At 71.8% G+C, this 21,754-nt stretch carries 16 protein-coding genes; 8 read left to right on the top strand and 8 right to left on the bottom strand.

Going from position 1 to position 21,754, the window contains the following annotated elements:
- Together AOM03_RS02100 and AOM03_RS02105 are read right to left on the bottom strand one after the other, a co-directional pair.
- Positions 1-2,016: a DEAD/DEAH box helicase gene (locus AOM03_RS02100; protein ID WP_082092025.1), complete on the bottom strand. Its 2,016-nt coding sequence runs from the start codon at positions 2,014-2,016 to the stop codon at positions 1-3.
- A 47-nt stretch (positions 2,017-2,063) separates the two neighbouring features.
- Positions 2,064-3,416 carry a hypothetical protein gene (locus AOM03_RS02105; protein WP_062377813.1) on the bottom strand — a complete coding sequence of 451 codons (1,353 nt, stop codon included), beginning with the start codon at positions 3,414-3,416 and terminating at the stop codon, positions 2,064-2,066.
- 192 nt (positions 3,417-3,608) lie between these two features.
- On the opposite strand from AOM03_RS02105, the gene AOM03_RS02110 reads away from it, so the two are divergent.
- Both AOM03_RS02110 and AOM03_RS02115 read left to right on the top strand, forming a co-directional pair.
- Positions 3,609-5,108, top strand: a complete 1,500-nt coding sequence (locus tag AOM03_RS02110; protein WP_162197255.1) for an HNH endonuclease signature motif containing protein — start codon at positions 3,609-3,611, stop codon at positions 5,106-5,108.
- A gap of 22 nt (positions 5,109-5,130) precedes the next feature.
- The gene (locus AOM03_RS02115) at positions 5,131-5,499 is read left to right on the top strand and encodes a hypothetical protein (protein WP_062377818.1); all 369 of its coding nucleotides are present in this window, start codon (positions 5,131-5,133) and stop codon (positions 5,497-5,499) included.
- Between the two features lie 78 nt (positions 5,500-5,577).
- Here the strand turns inward: AOM03_RS02115 and AOM03_RS02120 are convergent, their stop codons facing one another.
- Entirely contained in the window at positions 5,578-7,053 is a 1,476-nt protein-coding gene (locus AOM03_RS02120; protein WP_227589850.1) for a helix-turn-helix transcriptional regulator, read from the bottom strand.
- Between the two features lie 134 nt (positions 7,054-7,187).
- On the opposite strand from AOM03_RS02120, the gene aceA reads away from it, so the two are divergent.
- Both aceA and aceB read left to right on the top strand, forming a co-directional pair.
- Complete coding sequence (aceA, locus tag AOM03_RS02125; protein ID WP_227589851.1) at positions 7,188-8,498, top strand: isocitrate lyase; 1,311 nt, start codon at positions 7,188-7,190, stop codon at positions 8,496-8,498.
- 23 nt (positions 8,499-8,521) lie between these two features.
- Positions 8,522-10,141, top strand: coding sequence for a malate synthase A (gene aceB / locus AOM03_RS02130; RefSeq protein ID WP_062377822.1), 1,620 nt, complete (start codon positions 8,522-8,524; stop codon positions 10,139-10,141).
- Here the strand turns inward: aceB and AOM03_RS02135 are convergent.
- Positions 10,108-10,821: a Pr6Pr family membrane protein gene (locus AOM03_RS02135; protein WP_062377824.1), complete on the bottom strand. Its 714-nt coding sequence runs from the start codon at positions 10,819-10,821 to the stop codon at positions 10,108-10,110. The genes aceB and AOM03_RS02135 overlap by 34 nt on opposite strands.
- Before the next feature lie 152 nt (positions 10,822-10,973).
- Here AOM03_RS02135 and AOM03_RS02140 point away from each other — a divergent pair, with 152 nt between their 5' ends.
- A complete protein-coding gene (locus tag AOM03_RS02140) occupies positions 10,974-12,041 on the top strand; it encodes a tRNA-dihydrouridine synthase (protein ID WP_227589853.1) in 1,068 nt (355 codons plus the stop codon).
- An 85-nt stretch (positions 12,042-12,126) separates the two neighbouring features.
- Here the strand turns inward: AOM03_RS02140 and AOM03_RS02145 are convergent, their stop codons facing one another.
- On the bottom strand, positions 12,127-13,797 hold the full coding sequence (locus AOM03_RS02145; RefSeq protein ID WP_156157577.1) for a M15 family metallopeptidase: 1,671 nt from the start codon (positions 13,795-13,797) through the stop codon (positions 12,127-12,129).
- A 368-nt stretch (positions 13,798-14,165) separates the two neighbouring features.
- Between AOM03_RS02145 and nrdD the strand changes: the two genes are divergently transcribed.
- The 3 genes from nrdD to AOM03_RS02160 all read left to right on the top strand — a co-directional run bounded on the left by nrdD (position 14,166) and on the right by AOM03_RS02160 (position 18,395).
- Positions 14,166-16,448: an anaerobic ribonucleoside-triphosphate reductase gene (nrdD, locus tag AOM03_RS02150; RefSeq protein ID WP_227589854.1), complete on the top strand. Its 2,283-nt coding sequence runs from the start codon at positions 14,166-14,168 to the stop codon at positions 16,446-16,448.
- 5 nt (positions 16,449-16,453) lie between these two features.
- Positions 16,454-17,017 carry an anaerobic ribonucleoside-triphosphate reductase activating protein gene (nrdG, locus tag AOM03_RS02155; RefSeq protein WP_062377830.1) on the top strand — a complete coding sequence of 188 codons (564 nt, stop codon included), beginning with the start codon at positions 16,454-16,456 and terminating at the stop codon, positions 17,015-17,017.
- 217 nt (positions 17,018-17,234) lie between these two features.
- Positions 17,235-18,395 (top strand): aminotransferase class I/II-fold pyridoxal phosphate-dependent enzyme, encoded by a 1,161-nt coding sequence (locus AOM03_RS02160; RefSeq protein ID WP_062379099.1) that lies wholly within the window; start codon positions 17,235-17,237, stop codon positions 18,393-18,395.
- On the opposite strand, the gene AOM03_RS02165 is transcribed toward AOM03_RS02160, so the two are convergent.
- From AOM03_RS02165 to AOM03_RS02175, 3 genes are all read right to left on the bottom strand, one after another.
- Positions 18,396-19,361, bottom strand: a complete 966-nt coding sequence (locus AOM03_RS02165; RefSeq protein ID WP_062377831.1) for a glutaminase — start codon at positions 19,359-19,361, stop codon at positions 18,396-18,398. It lies immediately after the preceding gene.
- 97 nt (positions 19,362-19,458) lie between these two features.
- Positions 19,459-21,210, bottom strand: a complete 1,752-nt coding sequence (locus tag AOM03_RS02170; protein ID WP_227589855.1) for an AMP-binding protein — start codon at positions 21,208-21,210, stop codon at positions 19,459-19,461.
- Positions 21,210-21,752 (bottom strand): thioesterase family protein, encoded by a 543-nt coding sequence (locus AOM03_RS02175; protein WP_227589896.1) that lies wholly within the window; start codon positions 21,750-21,752, stop codon positions 21,210-21,212. Before AOM03_RS02175 ends, AOM03_RS02170 begins: the two co-directional genes overlap by 1 nt.
- Positions 21,753-21,754 lie beyond the last annotated feature (2 nt).

The following is a 21,754-nucleotide window of genomic DNA, read 5'->3' on the forward strand; positions in this document are numbered from 1 at the left end:
TCAGCCGTCGCGGCGCTTGAGGCGCGGCTTGCGAGCGGGCTTGCGGTCGTCGAAGCCGCCCGTGCGCCCGCCCTTGCCGAAGCTCTTGCCCCCGGACGATGCGCGGCCGGGCTTCGAGTCGCGCCGATCGCCGCGGTCCCGCCCGTAGCGGTCCCCACCGTCCCGGTCCGAGCGATCCGAGCGGTATCCGCGGTCCTCACGGTCCCGGTCTCGGTTGCGGTCGCCGTAACGGTCGCCGTAACGGTCGCCGTAACGGTCGCCGCCCCCGCGGTTGCCGTCGCCGTAGCGGTCGTCGCCGTCGCGGCGCTGGCGCTTGACGGTGCCCGGCCCGCGATCCACCTGCAGCTCGATGAGCTGACCCGAGATGCGAGTGCGGGAGAGCTTCTCGAGCGTCGCGGGGGAGAGGTCGCCCGGCAGCTCGACCAGCGAGAAGTCCGGCTTGATGGTGATCGCGCCGAAGTCGCCCCGGTCCAGGCCGCCCTCGTTCGCGATCGCGCCGACGATCTGACGGGGCTCCACCTTCTGGCGACGGCCCACGGAGATGCGATAGGTGACCCGACCGTCACGGGGCGTGCGAGGACCGCGGCCCCCTGCATCGTCCCTGGTCCGGCCGGCGCCCTTGTCGGGGGCGAGGGACTGGCGGGGGAGCTCCTCGTGCTCGTCGAGCAGCAGGCGGGTGTCGCCCTGGGCGACCACGGCGAGCGCGGCGGCGACGTCCGCCTCCGGCACGTCGTGGTGCGCGACGTAGTGGTTGATGATGTCGCGGAAGCGATCGATGCGGTCGGACTGCGACAGGGCCGCGGTGATCGAGTCGTCGAACCGGGTGAGGCGGCTCGCGTTGATGTCGCCCACGGTGGGCAGCTGCATCGGCGTGAGCGGCTGGCGGGTCGCCTTCTCGATCGAGGCGAGGCGGCGGCGCTCGCGCGGCGTGACGAAGGCGATGGCGTCGCCGGTGCGGCCGGCGCGGCCGGTGCGGCCGATGCGGTGGACGTAGGACTCGGTGTCCACCGGGAGGTCGTAGTTGAACACGTGGGTGATGCGGTCGACGTCGAGGCCGCGCGCGGCGACGTCCGTGGCGACCAGGAGGTCGAGCTTGCCGGCCTTGAGCTGGTTGACGGTGCGCTCGCGCTGCGCCTGAACGATGTCGCCGTTGATGGCGGCGGCCGCGAAGCCCCGGGCGCGGAGGCGCTCGGCGACGGTCTCCGTCTCGTTCTTGGTGCGCGTGAAGACGATGGCCGCCTCGAAGTTCTCCACCTCGAGGATGCGCGCGAGCGCGTCGAGCTTCTGCTGGTAGGACACCACCACGTAGCGCTGGGTGATGTTCGCGGCGGTCGCCGTCTTCTGCTTGACCGTCACCTCCTGCGGGTTGCGCAGGTGCTTGGTCGCGATGCGGCGGATCGAGGCGGGCATGGTCGCGGAGAACAGTGCGACCTGCTTGTCGTCCGGGGTGGCGGCGAGGATGGTGTCGACGTCCTCGGCGAAGCCCATCTTGAGCATCTCGTCGGCCTCGTCGAGCACCATGTACTTCAGCTCGGACAGGTCGAGCGTGCCGCGGTCCAGGTGGTCCATGATGCGGCCCGGCGTGCCGACGACGATGTGCACGCCCCGGCGCAGCGCCGACAGCTGCACGCCGTACGCCTGGCCGCCGTAGACGGGAAGGATGTGGATCTTGTCGGAGTGGCCGGCGTACTGCTCGAAGGCCTCGCAGACCTGGAGCGCGAGCTCGCGGGTGGGGGCGAGCACCAGAGCCTGAGGCTTCTTGGCGGAGCGGTCGAGGCCGTCGAGGACGGGCAGCGCGAAGGCCGCCGTCTTGCCGGTGCCGGTCTGCGCGAGGCCGATCACGTCCTGCCCCGCGAGGAGCAGCGGGATGGTCTGGGCCTGGATGGGGGAGGGCGTCTCGTAGCCGACGGCCTTGACCGCCTTGAGGAGGGGTGCGCTGAGCCCCAGGTTGTCGAAGGTGGGACCGGCGGGCGCGTCCCCGGTGGCCGTCGTGTCCGTGGACGTGGTGTCACTCATATGCCCAGGTTAGTCGCGATCTGCGCGGATGGGTCGGAACCGGGCGCTCAGGCGGCGTCGCGGGGGCCCTGGAGCACCAGATACGCCGTCCCCGCGGCGCCGAGCACCAGGGTGCCGATGAGGACGTCGAGCACGGTCAGCGGCGGCATCGTGGCGGCCAGTACCACGAGCACCAGGGCGAGCCAGCACCACAGCAGCCAGGGGAGGCGCCGGAGCACCATCGCGACACCCTCGGGCCGCCAGCCGCGTCGGTCCAGGGCGGCCGTGCCCCGAGCGATCGCCGATGCGCCGGCGCGCCGTACCGTCGCCGCGGCCGCGCTCGAGCCGCCGAAGAGCGCCCCGGCGAGGATGAACAGCGCCCCGAGCGCCGCGTACGCGAGCATAACCGCGGCCGTCTCGCCGGTGAGGGTTCCGTAGATGGCGGAGGTCGCGTCGGCGGGCACCTCGGTGGCGAGGAGCGTCGCGATGACGGAGCCGCCGACCGCGATGAGACCGCCCAGCGTCAGGCCGACGATCAGCAGCAGGGTGCCTGCGACGGCGAGCGCCCGGGCTCGGCGGGGGTGCAGCGCCACGCCGAGCACCAGCAGGGTCAGCGCCACCCACGGCAGCACGGTGCCCACCGTCGTGAGGATCGAATAGCCCAGCCGCGCCTTCGCGACGGAGGGCACCTGGGCGACCGTGATGCTCGCGTCCACCTCGGGGATCGCGGCCGCGAGCGTGAAGCCGGCGTCCACGAGCGCGGGTCGGAGTCGCTCGATGACCGGACCCAACTGGATCGCCACCGTGCCGGCGTCGTCGATCGCCAGGGCGCCGTCCGCATCGGCCTCCATGACGGCGACAATCTGACGATGGGTGAGGCGAAGCGCCTCCTCCCAGGTGGTCGCGAAGGCCCGCGACTCGACCACCGCCGTGAGCGCGCTGCGGATCGCGACGCGGGCCTGGTCGGCGAGCAACGGCCCGAGTAGCTCGGAGGCGTTCGCCAGCCGCGGTGAGGTGTCCTCGTCGAAGACGGAGGTGAGCAGGTCGTCGACCAGGGCGTCCGTGTCGAGGGCCGCGTCGATCGCCTGCGTCGCCTCGTCGACGACGAGCGCCTGCACCGCCGGGTCGCTCGCCAGGGGCGCGAGGGTGCGCACGAACGCCTCGGTGTCGCTCGCCTCGCGGACGGCGAAGGCGGCCACCGTCGCCAACGGTGCGATCACGGTCGCCAGGACGATCAGCGCGATGGCGAGGAACGCCCTCCCGCGATGGCTGCCGGTGGACGATGCGGCGGCCGGGTGCGTCGCGGTCACCCCCAGGGCGGGTCGGGTGGCCTGGTCGTCGAGGGCGGCGCGCAGCCGTAGGTTCTCGGCCTCGAGCGCGGCAAGCCGCGCCTCGAAGTCCGCGGTGTTCGGCTCGGTCATGGCGCCTCCTCGGGGGTGGGCCGCCCGCGTGTGAGCGACTGTCACCCCTGGGTCGAGCCTAGGGTGCCGTGGCTTATCGGGGGCGGGCGCACAGCCGGCAATCCACAAGGCCGCGTCCGGTTTGTCGGGAATGTCAGAGGGTCGAGGTTGACTTGCGACATGGAGTTGAACGCCGCCCGTGCCGCCACCGTCGTGGCGGATCTGGGCGCGCACGACGGCGCGGACTCCCGCGAGTTGGACGACGACGAGCTGTGGGTCGCGCTGGAGCGCGCCTGCCGCCTGATCAATGAGGCGCGGGTGTACGCGGCGCCGTTGGCGGCGCAGGCCAAGCGTCGGTCGCCGTCCCGGGTGACGGGATTCGCGAAGAAGGCGGGACACGGATCGGCCGAGCGGCTCATCGCGGCGCTGCTCACGGGCACGCTCGCGGAGGCGCACCGGCTGATCGAGGCGGGCATGGCCGCGGATCCGGAGGAGGACCCGCCCGATCCGGACGACGATGACCAGGGCGATAGCGACCACGACCGGGGCGACCCCGACGGTGCCGACGGTGCCGACGACGACACTGATGACACTGACGACCCTGACGATGACGACGTGGACGATGAGTCGGACTCACAGCAGCAACGCCCCCGCGAACGTGCGCACGGGCCGGTCGAGGGTTCGCTGGCATGGGCGGTGTGGGCCGGAAAGGTCTCCGTGGATGCCGCGTCGAGGGTGCGTCTGACGCTGACGCGATTGCAGCCGGTGCTCGACGGGGGCGCGCTGTGGCAGGTGGAGCTGCGGCTCGTGAGGAAGGCGCAGGTCATGACGCTGCGGGATCTGTGGCAGGCCTGCCTGTGGGAGGAGGCGCACGGCGACCCTGAGGGGTGGAAGCAGAAGGAGGCACGCCAGCGCAAGGAGAGGTACCTGTCGATCCAGGCCGATCGCGACGGGATGGTGCAGGTGCGCGGCCAACTCGATCCCGCATCGGCCGCGCCCTTCATCGCGTACCTCGACGCGGCCCGTCGCCAGGCGTTCCAGCAGGCCCGGCGCGCCGGCGAGAACGAGGAGCGCACCGCCGGCCAGCTGAACGTCGACGCGCTCGCGGTGCTGGCCTCCCACGCGACAGGCTGCGAGGCGGGCGGCGGCGTGAGGGCGACCGTGACCGTGACCATGACGCTCGATCAGCTCACGGGCGGGGGCGGGCTCGCGTCCTGCGACCAGGCGGGTGGACCGGTGTCGGCCGGGTTGGCGCGGCGCCTGGCCGCGGACGCGCAGGTGATACCGGTGGTGCTCGGGACCCGGTCGGAGGTGCTCGACGTGGGTGCCGCCGCGAGGTTCTTCACCCATGCGCAGCGGCGGGCCCTGGCGGTGCGCGACGGTGGCTGTGCCTGGTGCCATGCGGCGCCGTCGTGGTGCGAGGCCCACCACATCCTCCCCGTCAGCGCCGGAGGCCCCACGGATCTGTCCAATGGCGTGCTCCTGTGCCGGTCGTGTCACATGCGGCTGCACGACACCGACTGGACCATCGAGGTTCACGACAACACCGTCTGGTTCCGTCCGCCCGGGAGCCACGATCCCGCGCGCACGGCCGTCCTCGGCGGTCGCCATCGCTTCGACGCCGCCGCACTCCCTGATCCACCTCCACCACCGCCTGCCGGCACGGGCGTGCGTGGCGGCACAGGCGAGGCTCATGCGCCCTTGCGCACATGACCACGCGGGCTAGGGTCGAACCATGAGCATCGGGGCAGGCAAGGACGGGCGGCGCTCGTGCCGCAAGGACGCATCGACGCAGGCGCCCGCGGAGGCGGGTCCTCGGCCGCGCTGGAAAGGCGGGGCCACGAGGGGCGTCGAGAAGTGCGCCAAGAACTCCGCGCCGCCCACCTACTCGGGGAGCGTCACGATCGAGGGTGGTGCGGGAGCGGCGATTCTGCTCGGTGGCCTGGCGATCATCGTGGCCGGGTTCGTGACTGCGGTGGCCGCGACGACCGCCATCCGGGCGCGGGCGCGCGCCGCCGCGGCGGAGGACGCGCTGTGGGGAGACGACGTGCTTCCGGAGGGCTGGGTGGCTGACGACGTGCTGCCCGAGGACCTGTCGGAGTAGACCCGCGCTGGGACGGGCGGGGTCCGCCGTCTACCTGGCCACTCGTTGTCTGCTCGGTCCCGGCTGCTCGATCTCGGCCTACTCGATCACGGCCGGCGCGTGCTCCTGAAGGAACTCGTAGACCGCCACCCGGTCGATGCCGGTGGCGGACTCGGCGGGCGTGGCCGCGAGCAGCGACGAGTTGATCCTCGCGGACGGCAGCGACAGCCCGTCCCAGCGGGTGGCAAGCTCCGGCCGCGGCGCCTTGCAGCAGGCCGGCTCCGGGCAACTCGAGTAGCGTCGCGTGGTGGTGTCTCGACCCCGGAACCACTTCGAGTGCGCGTACTGCGTGCCCACCGAGACGGAGAAGTCGCCGGTGGTGTCCGTCTGCACCGCGGAGGTGCACCAGTAGGTCCCGTTGGGCTTGTCCGTGTATTGGTGGTAGATGCCGTAGCGGTCGGACCGCTCGAACACCTGCCGGGCGCTCCACTGGCGACAGACGCGCTGGCCCTCGACGTGGCCGAGCGGATCCTGCGGAAACTTGACCCCGTCGTTCTCGTAGACCTTGGTCACCACCCCGGAGGCGGAGACCTTGAGGAAGTGCACCGGCAGGCCCAGGTGCTCGGTCGCGAGGTTGGTGAAGCGATGCGCGGCGGCCTCGTAACTCACCGCGAACGCGTCGCGGAGATCCTCGACGGAGAGGTCCCGCTCGGCCTTGGCGCGCCCCAGCATCTCCGCCGCCGACTGCTCCGGCATCATCAGGGCACCGGCGAGGTAGTTGGCCTCGACCCGCTGGCGCAGCAGATCCCCGTAGTCGCGGGGCTCCTCGTGCCCGAGCACCGATCCGGCGATGGCCTGGAGCAGCACCAGCCTGCGCCCGCCGCCGGAGCCCCGGATGGGCAGGTAGATCCGGCCGTGGCGCGCGTCGGTGACGGAGCGGGTCGTGACCGGGAGGTCGTGGACGTAGTGGAGGTCGAAACCGAGGTGCCCGGCCAGGCGGGAGACCGCGGAGTGCGACAGCGGGCCGCCCCGGTGGTCGATGGCCTCGAGCAGCTCCCGGGCCCGGGCCTCGAGGTCCGGGTAGTAGTTGTGACGCTCGCGCTGGTCGGCACGCAGTTCCGTGTTGGCCCGGCGGGCCTCCTCGGGGGTGGCGGCGCGTCGCTCGTGGAGCCTCACCAGTTCCGCATGCAGCGCGAGGATCGTCTCGATGGCGGCATCGGGCAGGGACTTGCGAGCCGCGAGCGCGGGAAGCTCGAGCGACGCATACAGCGGCCCGTCCTGAATCTGCGCAAGCTCGATCTCGAGGGCATCGCGCCTCGAGGGCGGGCGCGGATCCAGCAGATCGTCGAGCGTCGCGTCGAGCGCCTCGGCGAGCCGCTTGAGCTCGCCCACGCGGAGCTCGCGTCGCCCGTTCTCGATGACGGAGATCTGGGAGGCGGCCCTCCCGATTGCCTCGCCCAGCTGCTGCACCGTGAGTCCGCGCGCGAGTCGGAGCCGACGCACCTGCCGGCCGATGGTCAGGGGAGTGGGCCCGGCCTCGTCCTCGAGGCGCGTGCCGTGCATCGGCGTCTCCATGACCCCACCCTGGCACGAGGGAATTGCGAGCGCCAGAAAACGGGCGGAAATTCTTGGTCACGGGCCCCGAAAAGGCGCCCGCGCGTTGCCTACGTTCGAGGTGTCACCCACCGATGCACGCGAAGGAGCACCGAATGTCCCCCATGATCCGCCCCGGCGACCAGACCCAGACCGCGGCCGACCTCGAGGCCGAATGGGAGTGGAGCCCCCGCTGGGCCAACGTCCGTCGCGACTACTCGGCCCAGGACGTCATCGCCCTGCGCGGGCCGGTCCGCGAGGAGGCCACCCTGGCCCGCCGCGGCGCCGAGGCGCTGTGGGACATGGTCGAGACCAACCGCGACCGCCGCGACGAGTGGGTCGCCGCGCTCGGCGCCCTCACCGGCAACCAGGCGGTCCAGCAGGTCCGCGCCGGCCTCAAGGCCATCTACCTGTCGGGATGGCAGGTGGCCGCCGACGCCAACCTGTCGGGTCAGACCTACCCCGACCAGAGCCTCTACCCGGCCAACTCGGTGCCCGCGGTGGTGCGTCGCATCAACAACGCGCTCAGCCGCGCCGCCCAGATCGAGTTCGCGGAGACCGGCACCACGTCGCGCGAGTGGATGGCGCCCATCGTGGCGGACGCGGAGGCCGGCTTTGGCGGACCGCTCAACGCCTACGAGCTCATGCACGGCATGATCCAGGCCGGCGCCGCGGGCGTCCACTGGGAGGACCAGCTCGCCTCCGAGAAGAAGTGCGGCCACATGGGCGGCAAGGTGCTCGTCCCGACCGGCCAGCACATCCGTACCCTGAGCGCGGCCCGGCTCGCCGCGGACGTCGCCGACGCTCCGTCCGTGATCATCGCCCGCACCGACGCGCTCGCCGCGACCCTCATCACGTCCGACGTCGACGAGCGCGACAAGCCCTTCCTCACCGGGGAGCGCACCGCCGAGGGATTCCACGTGATCCGCAACGGGATCGAGCCGGTCATCGCACGCGGCCTCGCCTACGCGGAGTACGCGGACATGCTGTGGGTCGAGTCGGCCGCGCCCGACCTCGAGCTCGCGCGCCGCTTCGCCGACGCGATCCACGCGAAGTTCCCCGACCAGCAGCTGTCCTACAACTGCTCGCCCAGCTTCAACTGGCGCCGTCACCTGGACGACGACCAGATCGCCAAGTTCCAGCGCGAACTCGCCGCGATGGGCTACGCCTTCCAGTTCATCACCCTGGCCGGCTTCCACTCGCTCAACCACGGCATGTTCGAGCTCGCTCAGGACTACGCGGCCACCCAGATGAGCGCGTACGTCCGGCTCCAGGAGGCCGAGTTCGCCGCCGAGCCGCGCGGCTACACGGCGACCAAGCACCAGGCCGAGGTGGGCACGGGATACTTCGACCGCGTCGCCACCGCGCTCAACCCCGCAGCGTCCACCCTCGCGCTGGTGGGATCCACCGAATCCGAGCAGTTCTAGCAGGCCGCCGAAAGGAGCCCGCCATGTGCAACACCCACATCGAGATCGCCGCGCCGATGGGCGAGCGGTACCACGAGGTCCTCACGGACGAGGCGCTCGAGTTCCTCGCGAAGCTGCACCGCCGCTTCGCCGGCACGCGCGCCGACCTGCTCCAGGCCCGCCACGAGCGCGCCCGGGCCGTGTCCGACGGCGCCGACCTGGGTTTCCTGCCCGAGACCCGCGCCGTGCGCGAGGACCCGGACTGGCGCGTGGCGGGCCCCGGCCCCGGCCTTCACGACCGTCGCGTCGAGATCACCGGCCCCACCGACCGGAAGATGACCATCAACGCCATGAACTCCGGCGCCAAGGTGTGGCTCGCGGATCACGAGGACGCCAACACGCCCACGTGGGAGAACGTCATCGAGGGCCAGCTCAACCTCGCGGACGCCATCCGTCGGCGCATCGACTACGTGAGCCCGGAGGGCAAGGAGTACCGGCTCGGCCGGACGACGCCCACGATCGTCTTCCGCCCGCGCGGCTGGCACCTCACCGAGAGCCACCTGCTCCACGTGGACCCGCACGGCCACCGTCACCCCACGTCCGGCGCGCTCGTCGACTTCGCCCTCTACTTCCTGCACAACGCGGAGGCGCTCATCGCGACCGGCACGGGGCCGTACGTCTACCTGCCCAAGATGGAGAGCCACCTCGAGGCGCGGCTGTGGAACGACGTGTTCACCTTCGCCGAGGAGTTCACCGGGCTGCCGTACGGCACCATCCGCGCGACCATGCTGATCGAGACCTACCCGGCCGCCTTCGAGATGGAGGAGATGCTCTACGAGCTGCGGGACCACTGCGCCGGGCTGAACGCCGGCCGCTGGGACTACATCTTCTCGATCATCAAGACCTACCGGGAGCGGGGCGAGGCGTTCGTGCTGCCGGACCGTGCATCGGTCACGATGACCGTGCCGTTCATGCGGGCCTACACGGAGCTGCTGGTCTCCACGTGCCACCGCCGCGGCGCGCAGGCGATCGGCGGCATGAGCGCCTTCATCCCCAACCGCCGCGACCCCGAGGTGACCGAGCGGGCCCTCGCCCAGGTGGCCGCGGACAAGCGGCGCGAGGCCGGCGACGGCTTCGACGGATCCTGGGTGGCGCACCCGGGCCTGGTCGCGGTGGCGCAGGCGGAGTTCGACGCGGTGCTGGGCGACCGGCCCCACCAGATGGACCGCCGACGGGACGACGTGCACGTCACCGCCGCGCAGCTGCTCGACGTCGCCGTGCCCGGGGGAAAGGTGACCGATGCGGGGGTCCGGGCCAACGTGCTCGCGGGCCTGCGCTACCTGGAGAGCTGGCTGCGGGGCACCGGGGCGGCCGCGATCGACAACCTCATGGAGGACGTCGCGACCGCGGAGATCAGCCGCTCGCAGCTGTGGCAGTGGGTGCGCAACGGCGTCGAGACCGCCGACGGCACGCGGGTCACGGCGACCTATGTGGAGGCGGTCCTGACGGACGTCCTCCAGCAGGCGCCGCGCTTCGACGGCGACCGGCTCGAGGAAGCGGCCGAGCTGCTCCGTGAGGTGGCGCTGGGGGAGGAGTTCCCCACGTTCCTCACGGTGCCGGCCTACACGCGCTACCTGCCGCGCGAGGAGCCGGTGGCGGTCTGAGCCGTCACGGCGGCGACGGGGGTGGCGCCGCCGCGGGGGGACGATGCGGGAGTCGCCGCACGCACGGCGCGGAGCGGGGCCGGGAACGGCCTCATCCGCGCCGTGCCGTGCAGCACGGCCGCGACCGCCAGGCCCGCGGCGGAGATGGCCGCGAGCGTCGCGGTGATCGCCAGGACTCCGCGCGCCGGGTCCAGGAAGGGATACGGCACCCAGCCGTCGAGGAAGGCCCGCACCATCAGGTAGGACACCCACACGGCCGGCAGCGACAGCACGCTCCACAGGCTCGACAGCGGCAGGCGGACCCGCGGCCGCACGAGCAGCCAGTCGGCGGCGAGCATCACCCCGGCGCCGCCGTGGAGGATCGCGTTCGCCCACGGGAACAGCGGCTGCGCGTACGAGGCGAGCATGGCCCAGTACACGGCGCCCACGATCACCAGATACGTCGCGGCGTTCACCCGGAGGAGCGCGACCCACCGCGGCTCACGCCCGCCCACGACCGCGGCGGCGACCAGCGCCACGATGCCCGCGAGGTTCGCCAGCGGCGTGAAGTAGCCCGGCAGCTGACCCCACGTGAACGTGCCGTACGTGAGGTCCGCCCAGGCCTGGACGGCGAGGGCGAACGTGATGATGGCGGCTCCGAGGAGTCGCAGGATTCTGGTGAAGGTGGCTTCGTTGCTCACCCCACGGACTTTACGCTTCCTTGGCGCGAGCAAGGCTCAAGCGCGCATATTTTGTGACTTTCCCGACACGATCTGCGCGCGAGGAGGCCCGCGACACGTGGGACGGGCACGGGGCGGCGCGGACGGGGTCGCGCGCGATATCTTTGATGCTCGTGCGCTGGTTCTACGATCCCACCCTGACCTACGAGGACAACTACGCGAACGGCCCCTTCGGCGCCTTCGCCGGGGACGATGCGGTCCTTGCCGCGGACTCGCCGCACGAGGTGTTCCTGGGTCACCCCGTGCATCGTCCCTTCGGAATCCCCGCGGGGCCGCTGGTGAACGCGGCGTTCTGCGAGGCGGCCTTCCGGCAGGGCTTCGACGTCAACGTCTACAAGACGGTGCGCACCGGCGCCTACCCGTGCCACCCGTTCCCCAACGTGCTGAATGTGCACGTGGAGGGTCAGCTCACCCTCGACAAGGCCGGGGCGCCGCTGCTCGCGGACGGCGACCTGAGCCGGGCGACCTCGATCTCCAACTCCTTCGGCGTGCCCTCGCGCGATCCCGACGTCTGGCAGCCCGACATGGCCGCCGCGGTCGCGGCCGCGGGGGAGGGGCAACTGCTCGTCGGCTCCTTCCAGGGCACCCACCCCGCGCCCGGCGTCGCCGACCGTGCCGCCGCCTACGTCGCCGACCACGTGACGGCCGCCCGCCTGGCCGCGGAGACCGGCGCGCGCGTGCTCGAGGTCAACCTCAGCTGTCCCAACGAGGGCACCGGCAACCTCCTGTGCTTCGACACGGAGTCCGTGGTGCGCATCGCCGCGGCCATCAAGGAGGAGATCGGCGACCTTCCGCTCCTGCTCAAGATGGCCTACTTCAGGGACGATGCGGCGCTCGCCGGGTTCGTCGAGGCCACCCGGGGGATCGTGGACGGCTACGCCGCGATCAACACCATCCCCGCGCGCCTGGTCGATGCCGACGGCGCCCAGGCGCTGCCCGGCTCCGGCCGTGAGGTGGCCGGGGTGTGCGGCGGCGCCATTCGCTGGGCGGGCCTCGAGATGGTCGAGCGGCTCGCGCGGCTGCGCGAGGCCGGCGACGGCTTCACGATCGTGGGCGTGGGCGGCGTGCTCACCGCGGACGACTACTCGGCCCTGCGCGCGGCGGGCGCCGACGCCGTGATGAGCGCCACCGGCGCCATGATCGACCCCGCGCTGGGCGCCAAGGTTCGCGCGCTCGGCTGAGCGGCTCGCGCGCTGCCGCCATGAAACCGCTCGGTCGCGCGTACTCGCTCGGTTGTGCTGAACCCGCTCGGCAGGGGCGCCCAGGTCAGCCGAGGACGTTCTCGACCGGGTCGAGGAGCTCCGGCTCCGCGGGGACCTCCGCGGCCGGGACGTGCGGGGCAACGTACTCGAGGTGCCACGACTCGGGCTTCGAGCCGCCGGGCCGCGCCCACCTCGGGTGGACCCAGCCGTAGTCCTCGCCGTGCGCGCGCAGCCATGTCGCGGAGGCCGCGTCGAGGTCGACCGCGAGGCCCCATCCGTGGTTCGAGGTGCCGGGGACGGCGGCGTAGCCGCCCCGTCGCGCGCGGGTGGTCACCTGCGCCGCGTACGAACGGTACGAGCTGATGAGTCCCAGGTGGCGCCCGGACTGTGCGAGGTACGCGGCGTCGGCGTCGGCCAGCGCCTGCGCGGCCGCGCACTCCAGCTGGTGGGCGGTCGCGAACGGGACGGCGCAGAGCTCGTGAGCGGGCAAGCGACCGTTGCGGTAGCGGGTCCCAGGAGGGGCACCCTCCCAGCCATCCTGGTGCTCGGCGACGGCCTCCGCCAGCGCCGACCGACGCCCGGCCCTGGCGCGGGCGACCGCCTGGCGATGCGCCTCGGTGCGGGCCTCGTTCTCCGCCTCGCGGCGCGCATTCTCCTGCTCCACCCATGCCTCGTGCGAGTCCGCCACCGCCTCCTCGGCGGCCACGAGCGCCTCATGCGCGTCGCCCAGCTCCGCGGCGAAGGCGGAGACGTTCTCGTGGTCGGTGCGGTCGGCCTCCTCCTCGGCGACCTTGACGAGCGCCTCTCGCGCCGCGTCGAGACGATCGACAGTGCCCTCCTGCGCCACCTCGCCGGCGACGGCGGCGATCGTGTCCGTCGCGCCTGCGGCGGAAGCGGCGGCGGCGTCCAGCAGGTCGTCGAGTTCGACGACGGCGCGCTCCAGGAGCGCCCCCGCTGCCGCCTCCTCGAGCGCGGCCGCCGAGCCCTCGACGTTGCGCGCCTCCTGGTCGAGCGCGACGGCGGCGTCCTGCAGCTGCGCGAGGGCCTCCCTCGCGGTGGCGAGGTCGGTGTCGCCCGCCAACACCTCGCGCAGCGTCTGGTCGGCCAGGATGGCGGCGGGGCCCTCCTCCTCGTCGGACGATGCGCCGGTGGCCGTCTGCTCGACCGTGGGGAACGGCGTGGCGGCCGCGGGCGTCGTCGCGGTCCCGCCGAGCGTGGCGGTGGCCGTGGCGTTGGGGGAGGCCGGCGCGGCCGACGGCGAGGCGGAAGCGGTCGGCGAGACGGATGCGTCCGGTGAAGCGGCGGCGCCCGGTGAAGCGGCGGTGGCCGGCGAGGCGGAAGCAGCCGGTGAAGCGGATGCGGCCGGCGAGGCGGTCGTCTCGACGGTGCGGCTCGTCAACGAAACCGGTGCGTCGATGACCACCGCGTGCGCGGTCGCCGTGCGGGCGGCCTCCGAGGCGGCCGTCTCGAGTTCGGCCGCCGCCTCCGCGACGGCGTCGTGGCCGGTGACCTCGACCGCGTCGTCGGCGGCCTGGCGCGCGCGGGCGAGCGACAGCTCCAGGCTGGCCCGGCTCTCCGCGACCGCGGCCGCGAGCACGCGGGCCTCGGCCACCGTCTGGTCCACCCGGTACCGGTGGACGCTCGCCGGCAGGCCCACGCCGAGCCCGAAGCACGTGGCGATGGCGATGGCGGCGGCCACGGGCGGGCTGGGGCGGCGCGGAAGGCGTGAAATCATCGAGGCTCTCGGTCGTGGGCGGGGCGCGGACCGGGAGCCTGCGGGCGCGGGACTCCCGCGCCGGCGCGAAACTGCATCGACGGTAACGCCGCTATCGCGCCGGACGTCGGGACCTCGGACCATGGCGAGGTCGCGACACGCCGTGGGGTGCCGGATCTGGCGCGACGCCCGGCTCGTTCGCGAGGGCTGCAACACGCCAGGGTCGCCCGGAGTGTCGGGCGCGCCGCCCGCACGCCAGGGACCAAGGTCCCAGAATGCCGGAACCCCCGCATCTAGTGTTCTCGGGACCGGGCTGGCACTAGATATAGTGGTTGAGGGCCTTGGCGAGGGAAGAGGAGCGCGGCCGAGGCCGCAGGAGGAGGAGACCCGTGAGCACCACCGAGATCGACCCGACGACCGAAGCCCCTGGACAGGCGGCGTCTGAGGCGACCACCGCATCGGCCCGTGCGACCGAGCGTCCGCACCTCGCCGTCATCAAGCGCGACGGACGCACGCTCACCTTCGACGATGCGCGCATCCGCAACGCGATCACCAAGGCGTTCGCCGACGTCTACGGGGACCTCACGCCGCTGCACACGAGCACGATCGACCGGCTCGTGGCCGAGATCGACGCGGAGCTCGACGCCCGCTTCAGCGAGACCGTGAAGATCTACGAGATCCAGTCCGTGGTCGAGCACATCCTGCTCGACTCGGGGGAGTACGACGTCGCGCGCTCCTACATCGACTACCGCGTCCAGCGCGACTTCGCGCGCTCGAAGGCGACGGACATCAACCACACCATCGGCAAGCTCCTGGGCAAGGACTCGTCCGTGGTGAACGAGAACGCGAACAAGGACGCGGACGTGTTCAACACGCAGCGCGACCTCACCGCGGGCATCGTGGGCAAGTCGATCGGCCTCAAGCTGCTGCCGCCGCACGTGGCGAACGCCCACCAGAAGGGCGACATCCACTACCACGACCTCGACTACCACCCCTATTCGCCCATGACGAACTGCTGCCTCATCGACTTCAAGTCGATGCTGTCGGCCGGCTTCCGCATCGGCAACGCCCAGGTGGAGCCGCCCAAGTCGATCCAGACCGCCACCGCGCAGATCTCCCAGATCATCGCCAACGTCTCCTCGAGCCAGTACGGCGGCTGCACCGTCAACCGCATCGACGAGCTGCTCGCGCCCTACGCCGCCGCGAACTTCGCGAAGCACGAGGCCGACGCCGCGCAGTGGATCGACGACCCCGCCAAGCAGCAGGCCTTCGCGGAGGAGAAGACCCGCAAGGACATCTACGACGCGATGCAGTCGCTCGAGTACGAGATCAACACGCTCTTCACCTCGAACGGCCAGACCCCCTTCACCTCCGTGGGCTTCGGCCTGGGCGAGGGCTGGTACGAGCGCGAGATCCAGAAGGCGATCCTGCAGATCCGCATCCGCGGCCTGGGCCGCGAGAAGCGCACCGCGATCTTCCCCAAGCTCCTGTTCACGGTGAAGCGCGGTCTCAACCTCGAGTCCGAGGACCCCAACTACGACATCAAGCAGCTCGCCGTCGAGTGCGCCACCAAGCGCATGTACCCGGACATGCTCAGCTACGACAAGATCGTCGAGATCACCGGCTCGTTCAAGGCGCCCATGGGCTGCCGCTCGTTCCTGCAGGGCTGGACCGACGGCGACGGCAACGACGTGGTCGACGGCCGCATGAACCTGGGCGTCGTGACGCTCAACCTGCCGCGCATCGCCATCCAGTCGAAGGGCGACCTGGGCGCCTTCTGGAAGCTGCTCGAGGAGCGCCTGGACATCATCCACGACGCGCTGACCTTCCGCATCGAGCGTTGCAAGGAGGCCAAGCCCGGCAACGCGCCCATCCTGTACCAGTACGGCGCGTTCGGAAAGCGCCTGGAGAAGGCCGACGACGTCGACGAGCTGTTCCGTGACAAGCGCGCGACCGTGTCCATGGGGTACATCGGCCTCTACGAGGTGGCGACCGTGTTCTTCGGTCCCGCGTGGGAGTCGAACCCCGAGGCCAAGGCGCTGACCCTCCGGGTGCTGGGCACCATGAAGGCCAAGGCCGCGCAGTGGGGCGACGAGTCCGGCTACCACTTCTCCGTGTACTCGACGCCGTCCGAGTCGCTCACCGACCGCTTCGCCCGCATGGACAAGGAGCAGTTCGGGTCCATCACGGACATCACCGACAAGGACTACTACACCAACTCGTTCCACTACGACGTGCGCAAGAACCCCACGCCGTTCGAGAAGCTCGACTTCGAGGCCGAGTACGCCCCCTTCACCTCGGGCGGGTTCATCCACTACGTCGAGTACCCCGTCCTGCGCCAGAACCCCAAGGCGCTCGAGGCCGTCTGGGACTACGCCTACGACCGCATCGGCTACCTGGGCACCAACACGCCCATCGACCGCTGCTTCGAGTGCGGCTACGCCGGCGACTTCGACCCGACGGCCCGCGGCTTCGCGTGCCCCGCGTGCGGCAACGCCAACCCCGCCACCTGCGACGTGGTCAAGCGCACCTGCGGCTACCTGGGCAACCCCCAGCAGCGGCCCATGGTGCACGGCCGTCACCAGGAGATCGCCTCGCGCGTCAAGCACCTGCCGGGTGACGTGCGCGTGCCCCCGGCCCTGGTCGACCGCATCGCGACGCCGGAGGCCTGAGGCCTATGCACCGCGCGCCCGAGCCGACCTGGCTCGCCGACAGGGTGAGCCAGGGATACGTGGCGGACTACAAGCCGTTCACGTTCGTCGACGGCGAGGGCGTGCGGTGCAGCCTCTACGTGAGCGGGTGCCTGTTCGCGTGCGACGGGTGCTTCAACGAGGACGCGTGGAGCTTCCGCTGCGGGGCGCCCTTCGACCGGGAGCTCGAGGATCGGATCCTCGCGGACCTCGCGCACCCGGGCGTCCAGGGGCTGTCGCTCCTGGGCGGCGAGCCGATGCTCAACACCGGCGTGTGCCTCGCGGTGGTGCGGCGCATGCGCGCCGAGCTGCCCGGCAAGGACGTGTGGTGCTGGAGCGGCTACCGGTTCGAGCAGCTGCTGGCGGACAGCGCGGACAAGCGCGAGCTACTCGAGCAGATCGACGTGCTGGTCGATGGGCCGTTCAACATCGCTCAGCGGGACCTGACGCTGGCCTTCCGCGGCTCGCGCAACCAGCGAGTGGTGGACGTGAAGGCGTCGCTGGCCGCCGGCGAGGCCGTCGAGTGGGCGGGGCTGGCGCAGCTGGGCTGACTCCCCAGTCACCTCTCCACACGTGTGCGACAACCAGCTACCCCTGGCGCGCGAGCATCTGCTGAGAGCGACCAACAGATGCCCATTCCGGTGGGGGCGTGTGGAGAGGTGACGTCCGAGGGTCGAGCGGTGGACACGCACCCGGCCGCGGGGTGAGCATGGCCCGAGGGGCGGCATCCTCCCGCCTCGCAAGGGGGCGGTCGGGGTGGAGCTGTCGATGCGGGCGCGCGGCGCGCAGGAGGACATCGCGAAGGTCACGGCCTTCTTCGACGAGGTGGCGGCCGCGACGCAGAGACCCGGCGTCGTCGACCTCACGTTCGGCAATCCCCACGAACCCCCGCTGGAGGGTCTCGTGGGCGCGATCCGAGCGGCGGTGGAGCCCCGCACCGACGAGTGGTTCGCCTACACGACGAGCCAGCCGTCCGCGCAGGAGGCGATTGCCGCCGGGCTGACCCGGGAGCTGGGCGCGCCCTTCGCGCCCGCGGACATCGCGCTCACCCAGGGTGCCTTCGGCGCGATCGAGCTGGCGCTCCACCTGCTCACGGAGCCGGGCGACGAGGTGATCATCCCCGTGCCGGGGTGGTTCTGCTACCCGCCCATGCTGCGCACGGCTGGGCTCACGCCGGTCGCGGCGGCCCTGGAACCGCCGGACTTCGACCTCGACGTCGAGGCGATCCTCGCCGCCGTCACGGCCCGCACGCGCATCGTGATCGTCAACTCGCCGCACAACCCCACGGGCCGGGTCTACCCGCGGGCCCAGCTCGAGGCGGTGGCGAGGGCGCTCGACGAGGCCTCCGCGCGCATCGGCCGACGCATCTGGCTGCTGTCCGACGAGCCGTACCGGCGCCTCGTCTACGGCGGTACCTCGTTCGTGAGCCCGGCCACGGTGTACCCGTGGTCGCTCATCGACTACAGCTACGGCAAGGTCCTGCTCGCGCCCGGACAGCGGCTGGGGTATCTGGCGCTCGGGCCGGCCCTGCCCGACGAGGATCGGGCAGATCTCGCAGGCGCGCTCTTCACCACCCAGCTCGCGATCGGGTGGGGATTTCCCGACGCGGTCATGCAGTACGCGGTGCCCGAGCTCGAGCACGTCTCCATCGACGTCGCGGCACTCGAGCGCCGGCGCGACCTCGCCGTGCCGGCGCTGCGCGCGGCCGGCATCGACGCGATGACGCCCGAGAGCACCTTCTACGTGTGGGCGCGGGCGCCCCGCGACGACGGCGACGCCTTCGCGCGGGAGCTCGCCGCCCGCGGCGTGCTGGTCATGCCCGGCAGCCTGTTCGAGCGCCCGGGCTGGTTCCGCATTTCGCTCACCGCGACGGCGGACATGCTCGAGCGCGCGCTGCCGGTCATCGCGGAGGTGGCGGCGGAAGCGTAGTCAGGCGATCGGCGCGCGCAGCGCGGGCGCCACGGCCCGCGCGATCGCCTGCGCTCCCACCGGGTTGCCGGCCACGTCGAGCGGCGGCGAGTACGCCGCGAGCGCTCCCACGCCGGGGGAGACCATGACCAGCCCGCCCGCGATGCCGCTCTTGGCGGGCAGGCCCACCGTTCCCCGCCACGACGCCGAGGCCTCGTACAGGCCCGCGAGCGTCATCGCCGCGAGCGCCACCTCGGCCGCCTCCGCCGACACCACCCGCGCACCCGTGACCGGATCCATCCCGCCGCCGGCGAGCACCGCGCCCATCCGCGCCAGGTCCTCGACCGTCACCTCGACGCAGGACTGCAAGGTGTACAGGTGGAGCGCGTCCTCGAGGTCGCAGCCGAGCAGCCTGCGCTCGGCGAGCAGTCCCGCCAGCAGCCGGTTGCGGTGGTTGGAGGCGTGGATCGCGTCGACCATCGTCTCGTCGGCGTCCAACGAGCGCCCCGCGAAGCGCGACAGCCCGTCGAGGATCCGGCGTTCCCCGAGCGCCACGGATCCCCGGCCCAGCAGGCTCGCCACCGTGATCGCCCCCGGATTGACCATCGGGCTGGTGCGCCCGTCCGGGCTCGCGGTGATGGCGGCCGGGTCGTTGAACGCGTAGGGCGACTCGGCCATGCCGGTGAGCGCCTCGACCGCGTCGGCGCCGAGCGCGTCGACCGCGAGCGCGAGCGTGAGGGGCTTGGCCACGGACATGAGGATGAAGGGTGCGTCCGCGTCACCGGCCGTCGTCGAGGCACGCACCGCGGCCGGCACCGCGGGTCCCTCGCCCGCCGCGGAGGACAAGGGTCGCGCCCCGCACATCGCGGCAGCCCGCAACCCGGGATTCACGCGCGACAGCGCCGGGTAGACGTCCGTGACGCGCCCGTCCCGCGTGCCCCGGGACGCGCGGACGGCATCGCGAAGGCGGGCGGCGAACTCGGACACCCACGCATGGTGCCACGGAAGACCGGCCCGGACGTGCATCGTCCCCCCGAAGGTGGCCTTCGAGGGGACGATGCGACGCGCACGGGGCGCGGACCGGTCAGGACGAGGCGGGAGCCTCCGCGGTCGCCTGCGCCTCGCGCTCGCGCAGCGCGCGGCGCAGGACCTTGCCCACGTTGGTCTTGGGCAGCTCGTCGATGAACTCGATGTAGCGGGGGCGCTTGTAGCCGGTGAGACGCTCCTTGAGGAAGGCCTTGAGCTCGGCCTCGGTGAGCGACTCGTCGCGGCGCACCACGAAGAGCTTGGGCACCTCGCCGGCGCGCTCGTCGGCGATGGGGATGGCGCCCGCCTCCGCGACCTTCGGGTGCAGCGAGGCGACGTCCTCGATCTCACCCGGGTACACGTTGAAGCCCGAGCAGACGATGATCTCCTTCTTGCGGTCCACGATGGTGAGGAAGCCGTCCTGGTCCAGCGTCGCGATGTCGCCGGTGAGGAGCCAACGGTCGTCGGTGATGACCCGGTGCGACTCCTCCTCGTTGTTCCAGTAGCCGCGCATCACCTGGGGGCCCCGGACCCACAGCTCGCCGGGCGTGCCCAGGGCGACGTCGTTGCCGTCGTCGTCGCAGATGCGGATGTCCGTGGACGGCAGCGGCACGCCGATGGTGCCCACCCGCGGCGGCATGTGGGTCGGGTTGACGCTCACCACGGGCGAGGCCTCGGTGAGGCCGTAGCCCTCGGTGATGTCCGAGCCGGTGACCTCGCGCCAGCGCTTGGCGACCGCCGTGCGCACGGCCATGCCGCCCGCGACCGTCAGCCGCATGCGCCCGAAGTCGAGGTCCTTGAAGCCCGGGGCGTCGAGGAGCGCGGCCGCCAGCGTGTTGACCAGGATGAGGCCGTCGGGCTGCACCTTGCCCAGCGTCTTGACGAAGGCGGGCAGGTCGCGCGGGTTGGTGATGAGCTCGTTGCGCGCGCCGAACCGGAAGAAGCCGATGAGATTCACCGTGAGCGCGAACACGTGGTAGAGCGGCAGCGCGGCGATGATGGTCGACTGCTTCTCCTCGCCCAGCGTGTTGCGGATCTGGGCCATGAACTGCTCCTGGTTGGTGAGCAGGTTCCCGTGGGTGAGCACGGCCGCCTTCGCGCCGCCGGTGGTGCCGCCGGTGTACTGGAGGAACGCGACGTCGTCCTTGGTGAGGCCGGGGTCGGTGACCTGGTGGCGCTCGCCCCGGGCGAGGGCGTCCGGGAAGCGGATCTCGCCCGGGATCGAGTACTCCGGGACCATCTTCTTCACCTTCGCGGCGAGGAAGTTGATGAGCGCGCGCTTGGGCTGGGGGAGCATGTCCGCCACCTGGGTGACGATGACGTGCTCGATGGTGGTCTCCGGGAGGACCTCCTCGATCTTGTCCGCGAAGTTCGCGAGCACCACGATCGCCTTGGGCTTCGCGTCGCGGAAGACGCCGGCCAGCTCGGTCACCGTGTACAGCGGGTTGGCGTTGACCACGATGAGTCCCGCGCGCAGCGCGCCGTAGAGCGCCACCGGGTACTGCATGAGGTTGGGCATCTGGATGACGATGCGCTCGCCCTTGGCCAGCCCCAGGTCGTGCTGGAGGAAGGCAGCGAACTTGCTCGCGAGCCGGTCGACATCGTTGAACGTGAGCTGGCCGCCCAGGTTGGTGAAGGCCACCTTGTCGCCGTGGCGGGCCGCGGTGTGCGCGACCATCTCGCCCAGCGACGCCTCGGGCGGCACCTCGATGACGCGGGGCACCTCGGGGGGATAGAACGCGTACCAGGGGCGGTCGGCGCCGTTCACGGGGTCGCCGATGGGGGGCAGGGAGTCATTCATGCTTCTCATCACTCATCTCCGTTGATGTGCGAATTCCGGGTATTCGGCACGCGGGTCCATCTGGTCCACTCTGCCACCCACGAGGGCACCTCGAGGTGATCCGGGATCTCACCGGCGAGTCGCGCGAGCTCGGCGGTGTCGACCGTGCCTCCGCCGCGGCGGAGGAAACGGGCGCGGATGACGGCGTGGGCGTGCACCGCATCGTCCACCCGGAACTGCTGCTCCAGGTAGCACCACCGGTCGTCGAAGCCGACCACCGCGGTGTGGACGTCGTAGCGCTGGCCCAGCTCGAGCGAGCGGCGGTAGGTGATGGTCTGTCCGGCCACGACCGGATACCAGCCCGCCTGCTTGAGCCGCTGCCACAGGCCGGACCGGACCATGAGGTCCAGCCGGCCCAGGTCCAGGATCGACAGGTAGCGCCCGTTGTTCATGTGCGCGTACACGTCGAGATCGGTCGCGTGGACACGGAACGGGGTCACCGCCGTGTCCCACAGGCCGAGGCGCGGGCGCAGGGCGGCGGTCAGCCGCACCCACAGGACCCGCCACAGCATGT

Source organism: Demequina pelophila, assembly GCF_000971175.1.
In the GTDB taxonomy this organism is placed as follows: domain Bacteria; phylum Actinomycetota; class Actinomycetes; order Actinomycetales; family Demequinaceae; genus Demequina; species Demequina pelophila.